General features: G+C 66.9%; 13 protein-coding genes. 6 read left to right on the forward strand and 7 right to left on the reverse strand.

Annotation, left to right across the window (positions count from 1 at the left end):
• Positions 1 to 146: 146 nt before the first annotated feature.
• From AC5Y4T_RS08920 to AC5Y4T_RS08950, 7 genes are all read right to left on the reverse strand, one after another.
• Entirely contained in the window at positions 147 to 932 is a 786-nt protein-coding gene (locus AC5Y4T_RS08920) for a hypothetical protein (protein WP_499952749.1), read from the reverse strand.
• A gap of 249 nt (positions 933 to 1181) precedes the next feature.
• On the reverse strand, positions 1182 to 1832 hold the full coding sequence (locus AC5Y4T_RS08925) for a DUF5631 domain-containing protein (RefSeq protein ID WP_499952750.1): 651 nt from the start codon (positions 1830 to 1832) through the stop codon (positions 1182 to 1184).
• A 1642-nt stretch (positions 1833 to 3474) separates the two neighbouring features.
• Positions 3475 to 3705: a hypothetical protein gene (locus AC5Y4T_RS08930; RefSeq protein WP_499952751.1), complete on the reverse strand. Its 231-nt coding sequence runs from the start codon at positions 3703 to 3705 to the stop codon at positions 3475 to 3477.
• 518 nt (positions 3706 to 4223) lie between these two features.
• Positions 4224 to 4559, reverse strand: coding sequence for a DUF2563 family protein (locus AC5Y4T_RS08935; protein WP_499952752.1), 336 nt, complete (start codon positions 4557 to 4559; stop codon positions 4224 to 4226).
• Positions 4560 to 4681: 122 nt separating this feature from the next.
• Complete coding sequence (locus AC5Y4T_RS08940) at positions 4682 to 6661, reverse strand: putative alpha/beta hydrolase (RefSeq protein WP_499952753.1); 1980 nt, start codon at positions 6659 to 6661, stop codon at positions 4682 to 4684.
• Between the two features lie 27 nt (positions 6662 to 6688).
• Positions 6689 to 7195 (reverse strand): pullulanase, encoded by a 507-nt coding sequence (locus tag AC5Y4T_RS08945; RefSeq protein ID WP_499947194.1) that lies wholly within the window; start codon positions 7193 to 7195, stop codon positions 6689 to 6691.
• Positions 7196 to 7219: 24 nt separating this feature from the next.
• Positions 7220 to 8662: a CCA tRNA nucleotidyltransferase gene (locus tag AC5Y4T_RS08950; protein WP_499952754.1), complete on the reverse strand. Its 1443-nt coding sequence runs from the start codon at positions 8660 to 8662 to the stop codon at positions 7220 to 7222.
• A gap of 170 nt (positions 8663 to 8832) precedes the next feature.
• On the opposite strand from AC5Y4T_RS08950, the gene AC5Y4T_RS08955 reads away from it, so the two are divergent.
• From AC5Y4T_RS08955 to AC5Y4T_RS08980, 6 genes are all read left to right on the forward strand, one after another.
• Positions 8833 to 10314, forward strand: a complete 1482-nt coding sequence (locus tag AC5Y4T_RS08955) for a putative alpha/beta hydrolase (RefSeq protein ID WP_499952755.1) — start codon at positions 8833 to 8835, stop codon at positions 10312 to 10314.
• A gap of 27 nt (positions 10315 to 10341) precedes the next feature.
• Positions 10342 to 10665, forward strand: a complete 324-nt coding sequence (locus AC5Y4T_RS08960) for a hypothetical protein (protein ID WP_499952756.1) — start codon at positions 10342 to 10344, stop codon at positions 10663 to 10665.
• A gap of 90 nt (positions 10666 to 10755) precedes the next feature.
• The gene (locus AC5Y4T_RS08965; RefSeq protein WP_499952881.1) at positions 10756 to 10983 is read left to right on the forward strand and encodes a hypothetical protein; all 228 of its coding nucleotides are present in this window, start codon (positions 10756 to 10758) and stop codon (positions 10981 to 10983) included.
• Positions 10984 to 11069: 86 nt separating this feature from the next.
• Positions 11070 to 11804: an NUDIX hydrolase gene (locus AC5Y4T_RS08970; protein ID WP_499952757.1), complete on the forward strand. Its 735-nt coding sequence runs from the start codon at positions 11070 to 11072 to the stop codon at positions 11802 to 11804.
• A complete protein-coding gene (locus AC5Y4T_RS08975) occupies positions 11801 to 14194 on the forward strand; it encodes a hypothetical protein (protein WP_499952758.1) in 2394 nt (797 codons plus the stop codon). Before AC5Y4T_RS08970 ends, AC5Y4T_RS08975 begins: the two co-directional genes overlap by 4 nt.
• The gene (locus AC5Y4T_RS08980; RefSeq protein WP_499952759.1) at positions 14191 to 17832 is read left to right on the forward strand and encodes a lipid II flippase MurJ; all 3642 of its coding nucleotides are present in this window, start codon (positions 14191 to 14193) and stop codon (positions 17830 to 17832) included. The genes AC5Y4T_RS08975 and AC5Y4T_RS08980 overlap by 4 nt, the downstream gene beginning before the upstream one ends.
• The last annotated feature ends 18 nt before the right edge of the window (positions 17833 to 17850 follow it).

Consider the following 17850-nt stretch of genomic DNA (forward strand, 5'->3'; position numbering starts at 1 on the left):
GTGCACGTATCGACAGTTCTGCTGTCAATAACGGGCAACCCAACTTGGTGCGTGCGTTGGGATCGGCCGACCGCGATTACGTAGCGACCTTACTGCTGGGCAACCCGTCCGACCAGTCACCTTCCGGTGGGCTGGGATGTTCACCGCTATTCCTTTGGCTCGTCCTCGGACGGCATGATCACGATCCGGCGGTTGGGCCTATTGGTGACGACGGTCGGCTTTGCCTCGCCGGATTTGTTGCCCGGGGCGTTCGGCGGAATCGTCAAGCGGCCCTTGATCGGCTGGCCGTTGGGCACGCCGGGCGCCATCACCCGCTTCTCGACCGGGCTGTCTTTCTTGCCGCCTTCGCCGCCGGCCCCCATCGCGCCCGGCGGCATCATCGGCATGCCGGTCATGCCGGATTGCCCGGGCATGGCGGGCATGCCACCGGTCGGCGGCATCATCGGCGCCTTGGCGCCCGCGGGTGTGGTTGGCGGGGACGACGTCGGCACCGGCGGTGGCCCCAGCGAGCTGGCCGGCGTGGTGCCGCCGCCCCCGAGGCCTCCACCGCCGCCGCCTAAGCCCGAGCCACCGCCCAGGCCGGAGCCACCGCCGCTGCCGACGTTGTCGACCAGATGCGCGCTGTCGGCAAGGCCCGCGCCGTGGGCGCCCTGCATTGCGCTCATCAGCGGCTGAAGGGCGCTCTGACCAGCCTGCATCGCCTGTTGGGGCAGCTGCGTCATCGGGCCCATGATGCCTCCGATCGCACCACCGATGGCACCGGTCACGCTCTGCAGCATCTGCTGGACCATTTGCATGTCCTGCTGGCTATTTGCCTCGTTGGCCGGGAACTTGGCCTCCGCATCGGCGGCATGGGCACGGCGATCCGCGTCTGCCGCGGCTGCGTCCGCAGCGTCTTTGGGGACGCCGGCGTTTCCGGCTCCCGCGACCATTCCTTGCCCACCATCGCCGGGCGAAACACCTCCTGGGGGAACAGGAGGAGACGACGTCGGGAGCGGGACCGGTGGTGCATCAGGCGTCGTGGTTGGATCCCAACGAATCGGTTTCCCTCCATTGGGTCCCAAGGTCTCACCTCCAAGCCAGTCGCAAAGTTCGAAAGTGCATGAGCACGCCGATCGCTTGCCGCCCATTTTGTCACAGGATGCCGATAGCGGTATTCACCCAAAGGATTGAGGGCCGCGCTACAAACCGGTCAGGTGGCTGGTGGCGTCAAACCAGGCCAAATGGTAATTCGCCAGGTACTCATGCCCCTCGATCAAAGCCTCGATCGCGGCCAACAGCATCCAGTCTCCGACGCCTGCTGGGTCGTAGCCGGGATACGCGGTCAGCACCGAGTGTTGAATTTCAGCGAGGTATTGGCTTAGCAGCTCCGATTCGCTTTGAAGGACACCCGTTTTGCGCACGGCGGGCGCGGCGACCGCCTGCGCGATACGTGGCAGGCCGTCCCGGCGGCGTACGGCATCGACCAAGGTGGGACCAAGTTGGTCGACTTCAGGCGCCGCCGAGCGGGCAGGCCGATCGCCGCTCAGTGCGGGCTCGTCGGGTCCCGGCTCGGTGACATAGGTGTTGGGGTGATGGGCAGCCGCCACCGTGACGGCGCCGAGCAAATCCATCACGTTGACGTCATGGCGTCGTGCCATCGGCTCAAGAAGGGTGACGTGGGCGGGCAACCGTACGTGGGGTGGAATCCAACCGCCGGCGAGATCGGTGACCAGCAGCGTGGTGGCACCGTCGTCGCGCAATCCCGCCGCCCATGACAGCCGCGGCTCCTGACGCGCCACCGCGTCGACGAGCCGCTGCAATCGCTGTTGTTCGACCGTCCTGGCCGACACGGCGCCAGCGGTCGCGCCGGTCGCTGCGGAAGCTGCCGATGCGCCAACCATTGTCGATGACCCCGCACCGGCTTGGCCCGCGGCGGCCCCGGACGCCGTCCGCTCCACTGGAGAGACCAATGGCCCGCCCGCCCCGCCCGCGGACGGGGATGACGCCGGCGAAGACGCTACCGGTGCTCCCGAGACGGGGCCCCCCGGATTGGAAGGTACGGAGGGAGGCGCTACCACTGGCGGGCGTAGGTCGGAACCGTAGGCGGGCAACGGCCCCGACGGAATGGACGAGCCGACACCCATGGTCGGGGCGGGCGACGACCATGAACCAGCGGTCATTACGGGCGCAACTGAAGTGCCTCCCCCCATGGTCGTTGGCGCCGGGGACGCGGCTGGGGGCGCGTCGACCGGAGTGGCTGTCGGGATGAATGCTCCTGCACTGGGCACGGTCGGTGTGACTGCAGGTGTGGTTTGAGGAGCTTGACTTATCCCGGAATCCATCGCTTGAATCGGCCCCGCGGTGAACGCCTGTCCGCCAGGTCCCGTCGACTGCCCGGTCGCCAAGCCAGAGGTGAAGGCTTGGGCCAAACCGGGCTGACTTCCTGGGCCCAGGCCGGCGGGTGACGCCGGCGAGATCGGTACGGGGCTGCCCTGAACTGGCGCATTTACCAACGGCGCGCTCGTCTGGGGCCCGCTTGTGGGTCCAAGCCCGGGCGAGCCTGCCGGCACGTTGGCACTCGATACCTGGCCTCCGTGACCCGGACCGGTACCGAACTGCCCCAGAGGCCCCCCCGTCCCGCCGCCACCTGGACCCGACCCACCGTGGCCAAGCCCTGTGCCGTATCCAGCCGGAACCGAGCCTGGACCGCTGTCCCCCGGGGTAGTGCCCGGACCGCCGGCCGGTGACGGTCCGCCGTGAGTGCCCCCGACACCAAAGCCAGCCGGTGTCGTCCGCGGGGTCTGCAAGTCCTCTTTACTAACTGGGTTCGGCGGCGTGGGATCGCCAACATTGAACCCATTTGCCTGTGCCCAGCTACGGGCGTCACCGCCGGTGCCTTCAGCATCGAGAATCTTTTGCGTCGCCGCCATCATCTTGTCGACGGCGTCTCGACTAGCGTTCGCGGCGTCCGCGTTGCAGCGCGCTTGAACAGCTTGTACTTCCGTTAATTTCTCAGGCGGTGGCTTTTTTGATGCGAGTATTTGATTGATCTCGTTGTTGCCATTATTCGCTATGTCGGACAGTCGGTTTCGCAGATAGTCATTCGCGTCTGCCGCCGAATTGAATGCCGACGCCTTTGTCTGGTACTTCTCAGCGAGATCCAGGTGAAACTTCTCGCCCTGCTGAAATCGGTGTATAAGGTCATCCGCCGTGTGACCCTGATTGTGCGCCGCGAATAACGTCCACTTGGTGCGCAAGGTCTGCGAATAAGCCTGCTGTTCTGCACATGCTTCGCTCCAGTGCTGGGCACCGGCGCGCAGAGCCGTTGATGGCCCTGGCCACCATGGTCCGATCAGCGCGGCGGTCCAGGTACCGGGCGGAAGGTCAACCGCCACCGCGCACCCTTCCCGCCATATGCCCCTCCTCCGGTCGGCAAGACCCTCTGCGATGTTTTAAAAATTTTCCAGCCTCCTACTTCAATCAATGGAGCAGTCAGCTGACACCGCATACCTTCTTCATCGCGGCGTCCTTCGCGTTGACATCATCGACCTCCGCTCGAAAGGCAGGATCATCCCTCTGCGACCAGCTTCCCATCGCTGTGGCCTTGCTATATGCCGCCGCTAAGGCAAGGGCGGCGGCCCGATCGCCGGATGCGAGCGCCGGCCCCGCGTTTACAGCCTGTTCCAGCATTACCGCCCCATTCACGCTGGCGACTCCGGCCAAGGCGGGATTATCGCCGTTTGTGTCGATTTGGACCGCGCGCGCTGCAAGCTTGTACGCATCGCACAGTTGTTGATGTGCAGCAGCAGTCTGGTCCGCGCTGTACGGCGCTGGCGCCGATGTGGCTGAGGATGCAACTGACTGACTAGTCCCAGGCCGCGTTAATGCGACAACGAGGGCCGCGATGCCCAGCAGGACGGCAATCGCGGCTAAGACGATAGCTGGCCATGCCCGAGGGCGCGCCGATGGCTGCGTGGGAAAGACTGGAGCCCAAGGCGTGGGGCCTGTCGGCGGGCCGGCGGCCGGCCTCTCCTCGGGAGCTGGAGGCAGATCCCCCACCATGCGTCCTCCTCATGATTGCCCGCGCTTTCGAGACCGTCTCGAATTTGCTTCCATAGTTCAACAGCTAACCGAGATACGAGCAATACCGCCGCTTTGCGGCCGCTAGGTCGGCTGCCGGACCGGTGGACCAACATAGGGCCCACCCAGACGTGAAGCTGGATCCTCCGTCACGGCACTCTCTACACGCTCTGTACAGAGGGACCAGAACTCGGTCGCAACGCCTTCATGTCGTCGGCGTTGTTGTCGTCCATGTTGGTGAACCCCTTGGCCGCGTGGTGCGCCTTGGTGCCGACACCCGTGAGCGTCTCACTGTGGGCCTGCAGGGTTTTCACATGCTGACCGTGCGCGACCGAGACCGCGCCGTGAAAGGCGTCGGCCGCAGCGAAGTCACCGAACATCCCCGCTGCCACGGTTCCGCCAGCCAACTGATCCGCCCCGTCCTGGGCGTGCCCTCCTGCGCGGTGGGACTGATTGCCTCCGGAATGCAAAAGATCCGTATCGACGAACACTGGCACTCCTTCCGATCTGATCCGATAAACGGTCTCGACGCCGCGTACACCTTTCGATCAGGCTAAATGCGGCTTCGGGGGTGGTCAATTCACCCACGGACCAGGCGGAGCGGCCAGCACGAGGACCCCTAGAAACCATGGTCATTGGTGACCGATTGCGCGGGCCGATCCCATTCCGGATCGACAGTCATGGGCACCTGGATTTCGACATGCGGCAGCGAAACCGTGCCCAAGGGGGTGTGTAACTGGAAAGGAAGGGCGATGCGCGCTGCGGCCCGGTCCGGCGCCAGCATGCCCTCGCCGGCCAGCCGATCGCCGTGCCCGACGACGATCTCGGTGATGTTGTGCAGCGATTCGCTGCCCACGTCGTAATAGCGCGAATGGTCGGTGAACCAGGGCATGACGCTGTGCGAGCCCGCGACTTCGGCACGGAACCGCACCGCCCCAAATCCCGCGTGCGCCGGGTCGCTGCCCAGCCCTGCCAACGGTCCCACCGGCCCGCCTAGCGTTTCGTTCAGTCCGTTCGGGAGGCCGCCGCCTGTCTCACCGATCCAGCTGATCGCATCGGTCGACGCGGCGCCCACATACAGTCTGCCGCCGTTGAGAGAGAAGTCCGCGGCGCGATGCGCCAAATCGGTTCCTGGGCAACCGGTTAGCACAGCATCGTTGGCGCGCATGCCGCTGTTCGCAAACGCATCGGCAACGGTGGTGGCACCGTAGGAATGTCCAAGAACCGTCACGTGCGACGGGAATGCCGACTCATGTGTCGCGGCCAGGCCGTTGACATCCGCGGCCAGCAGCGCCCCTGCTTGCCTCGCCCGCCACGGGGTGCCAACCTGCTCCAATTCCGCGGGATCGGTGATGGCCTGCTGCCAATGCGGTTGGCCGAATTCGGGTGCGTCGTAACCCATCCAGGCCAGCACCGCCGTCGAGTGGCTGGGGTCGGCTTTCATTGACTGTACGTAAAGGTTGATCGCGTCGTCAGTCCCGTCGGACATCCACCCTCCCCGCACGCTGCTGTTGGTGCCCGGGACGATGACCGCCGTGTTACGAGACTTGTCCGGGTTGCCGATCGCGACGGCCGCCCTGCCCTTGCCGTTGAAAGCCAGCGGGTCGTAGGCCCACAGCATGACTGGGTGCCCCGCCGGCAGATCGGACCTTTTGTCGCGCTCGAGAAAGTCGTTCGTTTTCACCGCGTTCTGGTATCGCGAAATGTCGGTGGCGCACAACCCGTAATCACCGGGGTTGGTGAACACATCCGACTTCCGGTTGTTGAGCGCGTCCTCGCGGAGCGCCGAGGGCACCAGCCCGCGCTGATGGGCGGCGTCTTCAACCTTGCGCAGGTCGTCTTTCATCGTTGCCTGGTTCACCGCGTCGCGCACGTCGGCCGGTATGCCGTTCATGTTGCCTAACTCGCGCGGGTGCTGGTCTATCAGCAGTCGCTTTTGGTTGGCACTCAACGACTCCCACCATCGCCTGCCCTCCTCTGAGCTGCTGCCCGCCGACGGAATCGATAGTTCGTCGACGCCTTGAATGTCTGCCGGGTCGACCCCCTCGACGCGGAGATCCCCTATCGCGGCCGTAAGGTTGACCGAATACCGATCGCGAACCTGCCGGAGTACCAGCACTATCGCTTTCGTTTCGGTAACCGCCTCACCGCGCAGATCGTCGGCCGCGCAGTGGTCGTTGTCTGCGAGGGCCTCGCAGAGCTCGTCGTCGATGACTTCCAGGTCGTACTCCAGTGCGGCGAGGTACCACGCGGAGGCTCGCTGAGCCTCGGCCAACGCTGCGGCAATAGTCTCCAATTCGACTGCGATCGTGGGCAATCGCTCGGCCTGCAGACCCAACGACCGGGTCACGCGTTCTACCTCATCGGCGTCGTTGATCGGATGCTCGTTGTTCTGGCGGTTCCACGACGCTTCGAAGCGACGGCGAGCGGCCTCGAAGGCAACGACCGCCTCAGACGTGCTCGCTCCGGCGTCGCGGAACGCCCGCGCCAACGACGAGATCTGTGCTGGGCGGCCCGCTTGCACGCTGGCATCGGTCGACCAGGGATCTCCGCCGGCTTCGGCGACGAGAAATGGAATGCTTATGTGGCGCAATAACATCGCGCCGTCGCTAGGCCAGCGCCACCCTCAGAGCGAACTCGCACCGTCGGCGAGGCCGTCGCCATCCGAATCGGTCAGCCGCACATTCCATTTGCCGTCGCCGTCGGTGTCGACATAGCCGGTCACGCCGTTTTCGTCGGAACGCAGGACGCGGTCCGCCAACCCGTTGCCATCGGTATCGACGAGGCGGGCGTCGGCACGCCCGTGCGCGTCGAAGTCGACCAGGGGGCCGCCGGTGTGTTCGACACCATCGAGGCCGAACCAGCGCAGCTGGCCGCCTCGGTCCATGGCCACCGCCCATGTCCCGGATCCGTCGTCGGTGAAGTACGCCTCGGGGGTACCGTCGTTGTCGATATCCAGCACAGCGTGATCCACGATGCCGTCGCCGTCGAGATCGGCGAGGGCGTCGTCGCGTAATCCGTCGTGGTCGAAATCCAGTCCGATCGATTCGAAGCGCCCGTCGTGGTCCAGATCGAGGTCGGGTTGCCCGTGCCAGAAGGCGGCGCCGTTATCACCAGCCATGCAGTAGTCCATGCATATTCGGACGCGTGGCTGCCGCTACTCGTTCCCCCGAGACTTCCACCACGCCAACAACTCTGCGGTCGCCTCGTCGTTGTCCAGCGGTCCGCGCTCCAACCGGAGCTCCTTTAAGAACCGCCATGCCTCGCCGACCTGGGGGCCGGCCGGGATGCCGAGCAACTCCATGATCTGGTTGCCGTCCAAGTCGGGGCGTACCCGGGCCAGATCCTCCTGGGCGGCCAGCTCGGCGATCCGCGTCTCGAGCCGGTCGTAGCTGGCCTGCAGCCGCGCGGCGCGGCGCTTGTTGCGGGTCGTGCAATCGGCTCGCACCAGCTTGTGCAGTCGGGGTAGCAGCGGGCCGGCGTCGGTGACGTAGCGCCGGACGGCGGAATCGGTCCACTTCCCGTCGCCGTAGCCGTGAAACCGCAGATGCAGATACACCAGTTGCGAAACGTCCTCGACCATCTGCTTGGAATACTTCAACGCCCGCAAGCGCTTTCGCACCATCTTGGCGCCGACGACTTCATGGTGATGAAAACTGACGCCGCCGTTGGCTTCGTGGCGCCGAGTCGCGGGCTTGCCGATGTCGTGCAGCAGCGCGGCCCAACGCAGTACCAAGTCCGGGCCGTCGTCCTCCAAGGCGATCGCCTGGCGCAACACCGTCAACGAGTGCTCGTAGACGTCCTTGTGTTGGTGATGTTCATCGATGGCCATCCGCATGCCGCCGACCTCGGGCAGCACCACCTCACCCATGCCGGTCTGCACCAGCAGATCGATGCCGGCCGTTGGGTCGTCGCCGAGCACCAGTTTGTCCAGTTCGGTGGCTACTCGTTCGGCGCTGATCCGCGCCAGCTGCGGGGCCATCTGATCGATCGCCTCTCGCACTCGCGGTGCAACGCCGAAGCCGAGCTGTGAGACGAACCGCGCCGCGCGCAACATCCGCAATGGGTCGTCGCCGAAGGACACCTCTGGCGCGGCAGGCGTGTCCAGCACCCGCGCGCGCAGCGCCGCCAAACCGCCCAGCGGATCCAGGAATTCGCCCGGCCCCTCTGGCGAGATCCGCACGGCCATCGCGTTGGCCGTGAAATCGCGCCGCACCAGATCGTGCTCCAGGCGGTCGCCGAATCGCACCTCGGGATTGCGGGACACCTGGTCGTAGGTGTCGGCGCGAAAAGTGGTGATCTCCAGGCGGTGCTCGCCCTTACCGACACCAACGGTCCCGAATTCGATCCCGGTGTCCCATATGTTGTCGGCCCACCGACGCAGGATCTGTTGCACCTGCTCGGGGCGCGCGTCGGTGGTGAAGTCCAGGTCGGGACTCAACCTGCCCAACAACGCGTCTCGTACCGAACCGCCGACGAGGTAGAGCTCGTGGCCGGCGGCGGCGAAAGCGGAGCCGAGCTCGGCCAGCATGGGCGCATGCCGATTCAGGGCGACCGCGGCGGCGGTCAGCAGGTCGGCATCCTGGGCGGCGTCTGGCACGTTCGATCAGCCTAGTCGGCCGCTCGCGAAAAGCCCGTGTGAGGAGCCTCGCACGTCACCAAAGGTGAATTGACCCGGCGTGGCGCGTCAGTACCGTTACGTGCGACAAGAAGGGTTGGCGGCGGGACGATGCGGTGCATCTCCGATACATAAGCAAGGGCGCACTGATCATGTTCGCGGGCGGAGACCCGTGGAAGATCAATGCCACATTGCAGAGCGGGCGGCCGGCCCAGATCTCGAATCTCGCAAAAGCGTTTCATGACGCGGGGCGATCCACAGGCGAAGCGGAAGCCGCATTCAACCTGGCGCGGAGTCGCTTCGACAAAGCCTGGACACGCGAGAACGGCGAGAACCCGATCAACGACTCGGCCGAGGTACAGCGGGCCACGAACGCGCTCGGGGTACAAGCAGCTCAGTTGCCCAGAATCGGCGCGGATCTCGAGAACGTCGCGGCCTCCCTGGCCGAGGCCCAACGATCGGGAAAGGGCGAGATTTCGTCGCTTGAAGGAGCGCTGCAAGATCTCGACGATCAAATCGGCGAGGCGGTCGAGCTGGAGAAGAACGCTCAGTTGACGGCTTCGGAGAGGCAGTTGCTGGATCACTACATCGACGGACTCGAGAAGCACGCGATCGATGACACCAAGGCGTCGGTAAGCAATCTGACGCGAATTCGCGATCAATATTCTCATCAGCTGCACGCTTCGATGGCCAACCTGCGTAAGCAGGACGGGTACGACCCGCCGATCCAGGCATTTGACGGCGATGTTCCGGAATCGCCCTCGCAGGACCAGCGTCGTCATAACCAGATTGAGGCCTTCAAACAGGTCTTTGGCCGTGAACCGACGTCGGACGCCGACTGGGAGACTGCGGCCGCGCTGGATTCGCAGACCTATGACCCCAAGTTCAACGGCGCCAAATCGGAGATCCGTGTGGTCAGGATCCGCCCCGTACCCGGGCAGGGAGTGGTCCGTGTCTCGCAGTGGATCGAACAACGCGACGTGACAAGTTCCCTCACCGGCAACCGCGATCTCGGTAACAACCGTAAAGCCGATCAGCACTTCAACCCCGAGGACACTAAGGTGACGACCTACATCGATTACGAAAACGGAATCGTGGTTCTGCGTCAGAATCCGTCTGTCGAGGAGACTCCCACCGGTGCGCCGGGCACCGTCAAGGTCGGCGCACCTAAGGGCAGCGTGACCCAGTTAGCCGACGGGTCGGTCCGGATCAAATACGACGCTGGAAATCCCTTCGCTCCAAGCATTACCGCCGACCCGAACGGACCGTTGGCGGGGCACACAATCACCGTCAACGGCGACCTCGTGTTCACCCCGGGGCGGGAAGGTGTAGAGGTGAATGGCACACGCACCAACTATCCGTCATTGGAGGCTTACCAGGACTTACCGGGAGGCGGCACCCGCACATTGTTGATCGACCCGGCGCACTCAGCCAGATCGTTGGGTCCAGCTACCAACCTGTTTCGCCATCACGATGTCGGCCCGCTCGGCGGGAGGGCCTTTGCGCCGTTCGACAGTGGGAGCTGGAATTCTCACTACGACGTACCTACGCCGTTGCCGCCAACGGAATTCGGGCCAGTAGCGCATCCACCGTCTGTTCCTCCGCTACCAAGCGGAATAGCAGTCCCGTCCTGATCACCTCTTGATAGGAAGCAACGAACGATGTCCCTCCGTACGGCCTTCGATGCCCGCGCCTGGCGTTCGGCCACGCTGTCCGCACCATTGGTAGTGCAAGGCGTAATAGGCTTGCTGATCATGAATATGTGGTTGCTGGGCAAGGGGCCTTTCGCAACCGAAAGCGGCCGCAGCGAACGCGCTTGGATATTGACCGCAACACTCATCACGACGGTGGAATGTGCATTCCTCACGGCTGCGCTTCTCACGTCGCCGTCTTCGCGTCGTCGTGGTTTTGCATTGAGCATCGCGAGCTGTTCGGGCGTCGCGATAGTCGGCGCGATAATTTTCGGTTACTTGGAAATGCGCTGAGACCAAGTCATGACTGAACACCCTTTCGCAAGTACACCAAACGATCGATATGCACCCCTGACTTTTGCAGTGGCCATGGTCCACGTGCTTGTGGTCGATCTCGTCACCTGGCTGTTCGTTCTGCCGATGTGGCCCTTCGTGTTTGTCGTTCTTCCGATAACACTGGCTTACGTCGGTATCAGCGCGCTGATCGCCAGGGCGCCAGGAAGATGGGGCCAGATCGGGCGCGGAATGATGATCGGCAGCCTATCGGGGCCGCTGTCGCTGCTCATCTTCATTCCCGGCTTCATCATTGCCGGAGCGATCGGCCCGATCTGACACCACGCCTTCCGCCGTGACCTCGCGCGCTCAGCCCGCGGCGAGCATCTCCAGGAGAATATGCCGTGCCAGCTACTATCGCTTGGGTGTCGGACGGCGAACAAGGCAAACCGCGTCGGCGCCGGGGGCGGCGCCGGGGCCGTGGCGCCGCGGCTTCGTCCGAGAAGCAGACCACCGGTCAAGCGACCGGAGACTCGACAGCCACCAAATCGCGCCGATCCCGGGCGTCTCGCCGCGGACCGGATCAGCTGCGGACCGTCCACGAAACCTCGGCCGGGGGGTTGGTCATCGACGGTCTCGACGGACCGCGCGAGTCTCAGGTCGCGGCCTTGATCGGACGCATCGACCGGCGGGGGCGGATGCTGTGGTCGCTGCCCAAGGGGCACATCGAACTCGGTGAGACCGCCGAGCAGACCGCTATTAGAGAAGTGGCCGAAGAGACCGGCATCCGGGGCAGCGTCCTCGCCGCGCTGGGCCGCATCGACTACTGGTTCGTCACCGACGGCCGCCGCGTGCACAAGACCGTGCACCACTATCTAATGCGTTTCTCGGGCGGCGAGTTGTCCGACGAGGACCTCGAAGTCGCCGAGGTGGCCTGGGTCCCGATGGGCGAGTTGCCGTCCCGGCTGGCCTACGCCGACGAACGCCGGCTGGCCCGCGTGGCCGACGAGCTGATCGACAAGCTACAAAGCGACGGTCCGGCTTCGCTTCCCCCGCTGCCGCCCAGCTCCCCGCGCCGCCGCCCTCAGACCCATTCGCGGACTCGGCATGCTGACAAACCGGCCACGGGCCGAAAGAACGGCCACGGACCGGGGCCGTGACAGCTCCGCGTCTCCGGTGGGCCGGCTTGGTGCGTATCGCCGCCGTGCTCGCCATCGTGGCCGGACTTGCGGTGCTCACCGGGCCGGTGACGCCGCGTGCGGCGGCGGGCGAGCCGGGGGTGACACCGTTCGTCCGGGTTCGCATCGATCAAGTCACTCCCGACGTGGTCACCACGAGCAGTCCGCCCGTCGTGACCGTCAGCGGCATGGTGACCAACATCGGCGACCGGCCGGTCCGCGACGTCATGGTCCGCCTCGAGCACGCGGGCCCCGTCACCGCCTCCGCGGGTTTGCGCACCACCCTCGACGGCGACACGGATGGGTATCAGGCGGCCGCGGATTTCCTCACCGTGGCGCCCGAACTGCAGCGCGGGCAAGAGGTCGGCTTCACCCTGTCGGCCCCACTGCGCGCCCTGACCAAGCCGTCGCTGGGCGCGGAGAAGCCGGGCATCTACCCCGTCCTGGTCAACGTGAACGGCACACCGGACTACGGCGCACCCGCCCGGTTGGACAATGCGCGCTTCCTGCTGCCCGTGGTGGGCGTGCCGCCCGACCGCGCCGACGACGTGGGCTCCGCCGTCGCACCCGACACCTCTAAACCGGTGCTGATCACCATGCTGTGGCCGCTGGCCGACCGGCCCAGGCTGGCTCCCGGCGTGCCGGGCGGGACCATCCCGGTGCGGTTGGTTGACGACGATCTGGCCACCTCGCTGGCCGGCGGCGGCAGGCTCGACATCCTGCTGGCCTCGGCCGAAGTCGCCACCAGTCACGACGTCGACCCCGACGGCGCGGTCGGCCGTGCGCTGTGCCTGGCGCTCGACCCGGATCTGCTGGTCACCGTCAACGCGATGACCGCCGGCTATGTCGTGTCCAACTCGCCCGACGACTCGGCCCAGCTGCCCGGCACCCCCACCCACCCGGGCGCCGGGCAGGCCGCCGCGACCGAATGGCTGAACCGCCTACGCGCCCTGGCCCACCGGACGTGTGTGGCCCCGCTCCCCTACGCGCAAGCCGACCTGGACGCCGTCCAGCGCGTCAACGATCCCGGCCTGAGCGCCATCGCCACCACGAATCCCAACAGCATCGTCGACAAAATTCTGGACGTCTCCTCGATCCGCGGCGCCACGCTGGTGCCGAACGGTCCGCTGACCAACCGCATGGTCAAGCTGCTCAGCGCCAGCGACAACACGGTCGCCATCGCTGCGGCCGACCTGTCGGCCACCGAGGCGCAGGGCTCCCCCGGGAGCGGCGCCGACACCGCGCCGCGGCGGTTGTCCCCGCAAGTCATGGTTGCGCCGTTCGACCCCGCCGTCGGCGCCGCGCTGGCCGGGGCGGGCACCACCCCCGGGGTGCCGACGTACCTGGACTCGTCCCTGACGGTTCGGCTGGGCCACGACTCCGCGACCGCGCGCCGGCAGGACGCGCTGGGCTCGATCTTCTGGCATGCGCTCGACCGCGACGAGCCCCGCACCCAGATCCTGGTTCCGCCGTCGACGTGGAATCTGCAGGCCGACGACGCCCAGGTCATCCTGACCGCCCTGACCACCACCATCCGCTCCGGTCTGGCGGTACCGCGACCGCTGCCGGCCGTGGTCGCCGACGCCAACCAATCGGCACCAGCCCGCACCGAGCCGCAGGGAGGCGTCGGCACCTACGCCTCCGCACCCGGCCAGTTCAGCGACGACGTCACCGCCGGCATCAGCGGGCAGGTCGGCCGGCTGTGGGGCCTGACGGCATCGCTGATGACCGACGATCGCACCGGGCTGACCGGCGTCCAGTACACCGCGCCGCTGCGCGAGGACATGCTGCGCGCGCTGAGCCAATCCCAACCGCCCGACACCCGCAACGGGCTGGCCCAGCAGCGCCTCGTGGTGGTCGGCAAAACGGTTAACGACCTGTTCGGCGCGGTGACGATCGTCAACCCGGGCGGCTCCTACACCCTGGCCACCGAGCACAGCCCGCTGCCGCTGGCGCTGCACAACGGTCTGGCCGTTCCGATCCGGGTGCGGCTGCATGTCGATGCGCCACCGGGGATGAACGTCACCGACATCGGCCAGATCGAACTGCCGCCGGGTTACCTGCCGCTGCGCATCCCGGTCGAAGTGAACTTCACCCAGCGCGTCGCCGTTGACGCGACCCTACGGACTCCGGACGGTTTGCGGCTGGGGGAGCCCGTGCGATTGTCGGTGCACTCCAACGCCTACGGCAAGGTCTTGTTCGCCATCACGCTGTCCGCCGCGGCGGTCCTGATCCTGCTGGCCGGCCGACGGCTGTGGCATCGCTTCCGTGGCCAGCCCGACCCCGCCGACCTGGACCGCCCCGACCCACCCGATGCCCGGCCCGCCGCTGACCCCGACGACGACCGGGTCGAACAAGAGCACCGAGTATGACCCCCACCTATCGGCAGGCCCACCCGCACCACCGCCTGCCCGAGCCGTCGCAGTCCCGTGCGGCGGGCTCGCCGCCGACCGGTCCACTGCCGCCCGTTGCCGCCGAGATCGATCGGCGGCGCCCCGAGCTGTCTGACGCGGCGTTGGTCTCGCGGTCGTGGGCGATGGCCTTCGCCACGTTGATCAGCCGGCTGACCGGCTTCGCCCGGGTGGTGCTGTTGGCCGCGATCTTGGGCGCCGCACTGTCCAGCGCGTTCTCGGTGGCCAACCAGCTGCCCAACCTCGTCGCGGCGCTGGTGCTGGAGGCGACCTTCACCGCGATCTTCGTGCCGGTGCTGGCCCGCGCCGAGCAAAGCGACCCCGACGGCGGCGCGGCGTTCGTGCGGCGCCTGGTCACGTTGACGACGGCGTTGCTGATCTTCGCCACGGCGCTGTCGGTAGTGGCCGCCCCGCTGCTGGTGCGGTTGATGCTGGGCCGCAACCCGCAAGTCAACGAGCCGCTGACCATCGCCTTCGCCTACCTGCTGCTTCCCCAGGTCCTGGCCTATGGGCTGACATCGGTGTTCATGGCGATCCTGAACACCCGCAACGTATTCGGGCCCACGGCGTGGGCGCCGGTTGTCAATAACGTCGTCGCGCTGGTCACCCTGGCGGTCTACGCACTGGTTCCCGGCGAGCTCTCGGTCGATCCCGTCCGGATGGGCAACGCCAAGCTGCTGGTGCTCGCTGTCGGCACCACGCTGGGCGTGTTCGCCCAAACCGGGCTGCTGCTGGTGGCGCTGCGCCGCCAACGCGTCGACCTGCGTCCTCTGTGGGGAATCGACCAGCGCCTCAAGCGCTTCGGCACCATGGCCGCCGCCATGGTGCTCTACGTCCTGATCAGCCAGCTCGGCCTGGTGGTCGGGAACCAGATCGCCAGCACCGCAGCGGCATCGGGACCTGCGATCTACAACTACACCTGGCTGGTCCTGATGCTGCCGTTCGGCATGATCGGCGTGACGGTGCTGACGGTCGTCATGCCGCGGCTGAGCCGCAACGCCGCCGCCGACGACACCGAGGCCGTGCTCGGCGACCTGTCCTTGGCCACCCGGCTGACGTTGATCACGCTCATCCCGATCGTGGCGTTCATGACCGTCGGCGGGCCCGCGATGGGCAGCGCGCTGTTCGCCTATGGCCATTTCGGAAACGTCGACGCCGGATACCTGGGCGCCGCGATCACCCTCTCGGCCTTCACGCTGATCCCCTACGGGCTGGTGCTTCTGCAGCTCCGAGTGTTCTACGCGCGCGAACAGCCGTGGACGCCGATCGTCATCATCCTGGTCATCACGGCCGTCAAGATCCTCGGCTCAGTGCTGGCGCCGCACCTCACCGACGACCCCAAGCTGGTGGCCGGCTTCCTGGGGCTGGCCAACGGCGCCGGGTTCCTCGCCGGCGCCATCATCGGCTACGTCCTGCTGCGAAGGGCCCTGCTGCCGGCCGGTGGTCACTTGATCGGCGTCGGCGAAGTCCGGACGATCCTGGTGACGCTCACCGCGTCCATGCTGGCCGGATTGATCGCCCATGTGGTCGACCGCCTGCTCGGGCTGAACACTTTGACCGACCACGGCGGCGCCGGTTCCCTGCTTCGCCTGGTCGCGCTGGGGCTGATCATGCTGCCGATCACCGCCGCGGTCATGCTGCGCGCCGAGGTCCCGGAGGCGCGGGCGGCCCTGGACGCCCTGCGCTACCGCATCACGGGCCGCGGACCGCGCCCGCGCAAGCCGAGTGCCACGGATCGATCGTCCCACCGGCGCCCGGTCACGTACCCTGAGCAGAGGAATTCGTCCCCGCCTGGGGTAAATGCGGTCCAGGAGCCGATCCGGCGCAGGCCTCCGGAGCGGGCAAACCGAGCCCGGCTAGTGAAAGGACCGGAGGTGACCGACCGCCCGATGGAGAGCGCAGCCCCCAGCTCTGGCCCTGGTACAGGCTCAGATACTTCGCTGCCGCGGCCGATCGCCGACGACTTCCAGCCCGACATTCCCGCCGCCGGGCCAACGCCGCCCGCCCCGTCCCGCCCGTCGGACCAGTTCAACGGCGATATCCCCGGCTCCCGCCATGCACAGACCCCGTTCGAGGCGCCGCGCGGCCGTACGGCGGATTCCACCGGAGATGACGTGCACCTTGTTCCCGGCGCCCGCATCGCCGGCGGCCGGTACCGGCTGCTGGTGTTCCACGGCGGCGCCCCACCGCTGCAGTTCTGGCAGGCGCTGGACACCGCGCTGGACCGGCAGGTCGCGCTGACCTTCGTCGACCCGGACGGCGCCCTGCCCGACGAGGTCCTCCAAGACATCTTGTCGCGCACCCTGCGGCTCAGCCGCATCGACAAACCCGGCATCGCCCGCGTCCTCGACGTCGTGCACACCGGCTCCGGCGGCCTGGTGGTATCCGAATGGATCCGCGGCGGCTCGTTGCAGGAGGTGGCCGACACCGCACCCTCGCCGGTGGGCGCTGTGCGGGCCATGCAGTCGCTGGCCGCCGCCGCCGACGCGGCCCACCGCGCCGGCGTCGCCCTGTCGATCGACCACCCCAGCCGAGTGCGCGTCAGCATCGAAGGCGACGTCGTGCTGGCCTACCCGGCGACTATGCCCGACGCCAACCCGCAGGACGACATCCGCGGCATCGGCGCCGCGCTCTACGCCTTACTGGTCAATCGGTGGCCGATCGTGGAGAGCGGGGTGCGCAGCGGGCTCGCGGCGGCCGAACGCGACCCGTCCGGCAACCCCGTCGAGCCGATGTCCCTCGACCGCGATATCCCCTTCCAGATCTCCGCGGTCGCCGTCCGAGCGGTCCAGGAGGACGGCGGAATACGCAGCGCCTCAACGCTTTTGAACCTCCTTCAGCAGGCCACCGCGGTCGCCGACCGCACTGAGGTCCTCGGCCCCATCGACGATTCGCCCTCGCCCTCGGCGGCGTTGATCTCACCCGGTCAGGAGCAGGCGGCCTTCGCCCGCCGTCGGCGCAACGTGCTCATCGGGGTCGGCGCCGGCCTCGCCGTCATCGTGGTGGCCCTGCTGGTGCTGGCGTCAATAGTGAGCAAGATCTTCGGCAACGTCGGCGGTGGCCTCAACAAGGACGAGCTCGGACTGAACGGGCCCTCGTCGTCGTCATCCGCGCCTGCGTCGTCGAGCGCGCCGCCCGCGGCCGCGGGAAGCGTCGTCAAACCCACCAAAGCGACGGTCTTCTCCCCCGACGGCGACGCCGACAACGCGGGGACGGCCGGGCAGGCCATCGACGGCGATCCCTCGACGGCGTGGGCGACCGAGGTGTACACCGACGCCGTGCCCTTCCCCAGTTTCAAGCAGGGCGAGGGGCTGATCTTGCAGCTGCCCAGCCCCACCGTCGTCGGCCAAGTCAGCATCGACACCCCCAGCAGCGGGACCAAGGTCGAGATCCGCGCGGCATCCTCGCCGACGCCGTCCAGCCTCAACGACACCACCGTGCTGGCCCCTGGCTTCACGCTCAAACCCGGCCACAACGTGATCCCGGTCAAGGCGGGTTCGCCGACGTCGAATCTGCTGGTGTGGATCGCCACCCTGGGATCCACCAACGGCAAGAGCCAAGCCGGATTCTCGGAGATCACGGTCCAGGCCGCGTCCTGATCCGCGGCCCATTCGACC

This window comes from Mycobacterium sp. NGS11 (assembly GCF_059813315.1).

Bases quoted from the DNA above. Each gene is read 5' to 3' on its own strand.
- AC5Y4T_RS08920 (WP_499952749.1), bottom strand. From the start codon at position 932: ATGGTCGCGGGAGCCGGAAACGCCGGCGTCCCCAAAGACGCTGCGGAC.
- AC5Y4T_RS08940 (WP_499952753.1), bottom strand. From the start codon at position 6,661: ATGTTATTGCGCCACATAAGCATTCCATTTCTCGTCGCCGAAGCCGGC.
- AC5Y4T_RS08945 (WP_499947194.1), bottom strand. From the start codon at position 7,195: ATGGACTACTGCATGGCTGGTGATAACGGCGCCGCCTTCTGGCACGGG.
- AC5Y4T_RS08955 (WP_499952755.1), top strand. From the start codon at position 8,833: ATGTTCGCGGGCGGAGACCCGTGGAAGATCAATGCCACATTGCAGAGC.
- AC5Y4T_RS08960 (WP_499952756.1), top strand. From the start codon at position 10,342: ATGTCCCTCCGTACGGCCTTCGATGCCCGCGCCTGGCGTTCGGCCACG.
- AC5Y4T_RS08980 (WP_499952759.1), top strand. From the start codon at position 14,191: ATGACCCCCACCTATCGGCAGGCCCACCCGCACCACCGCCTGCCCGAG.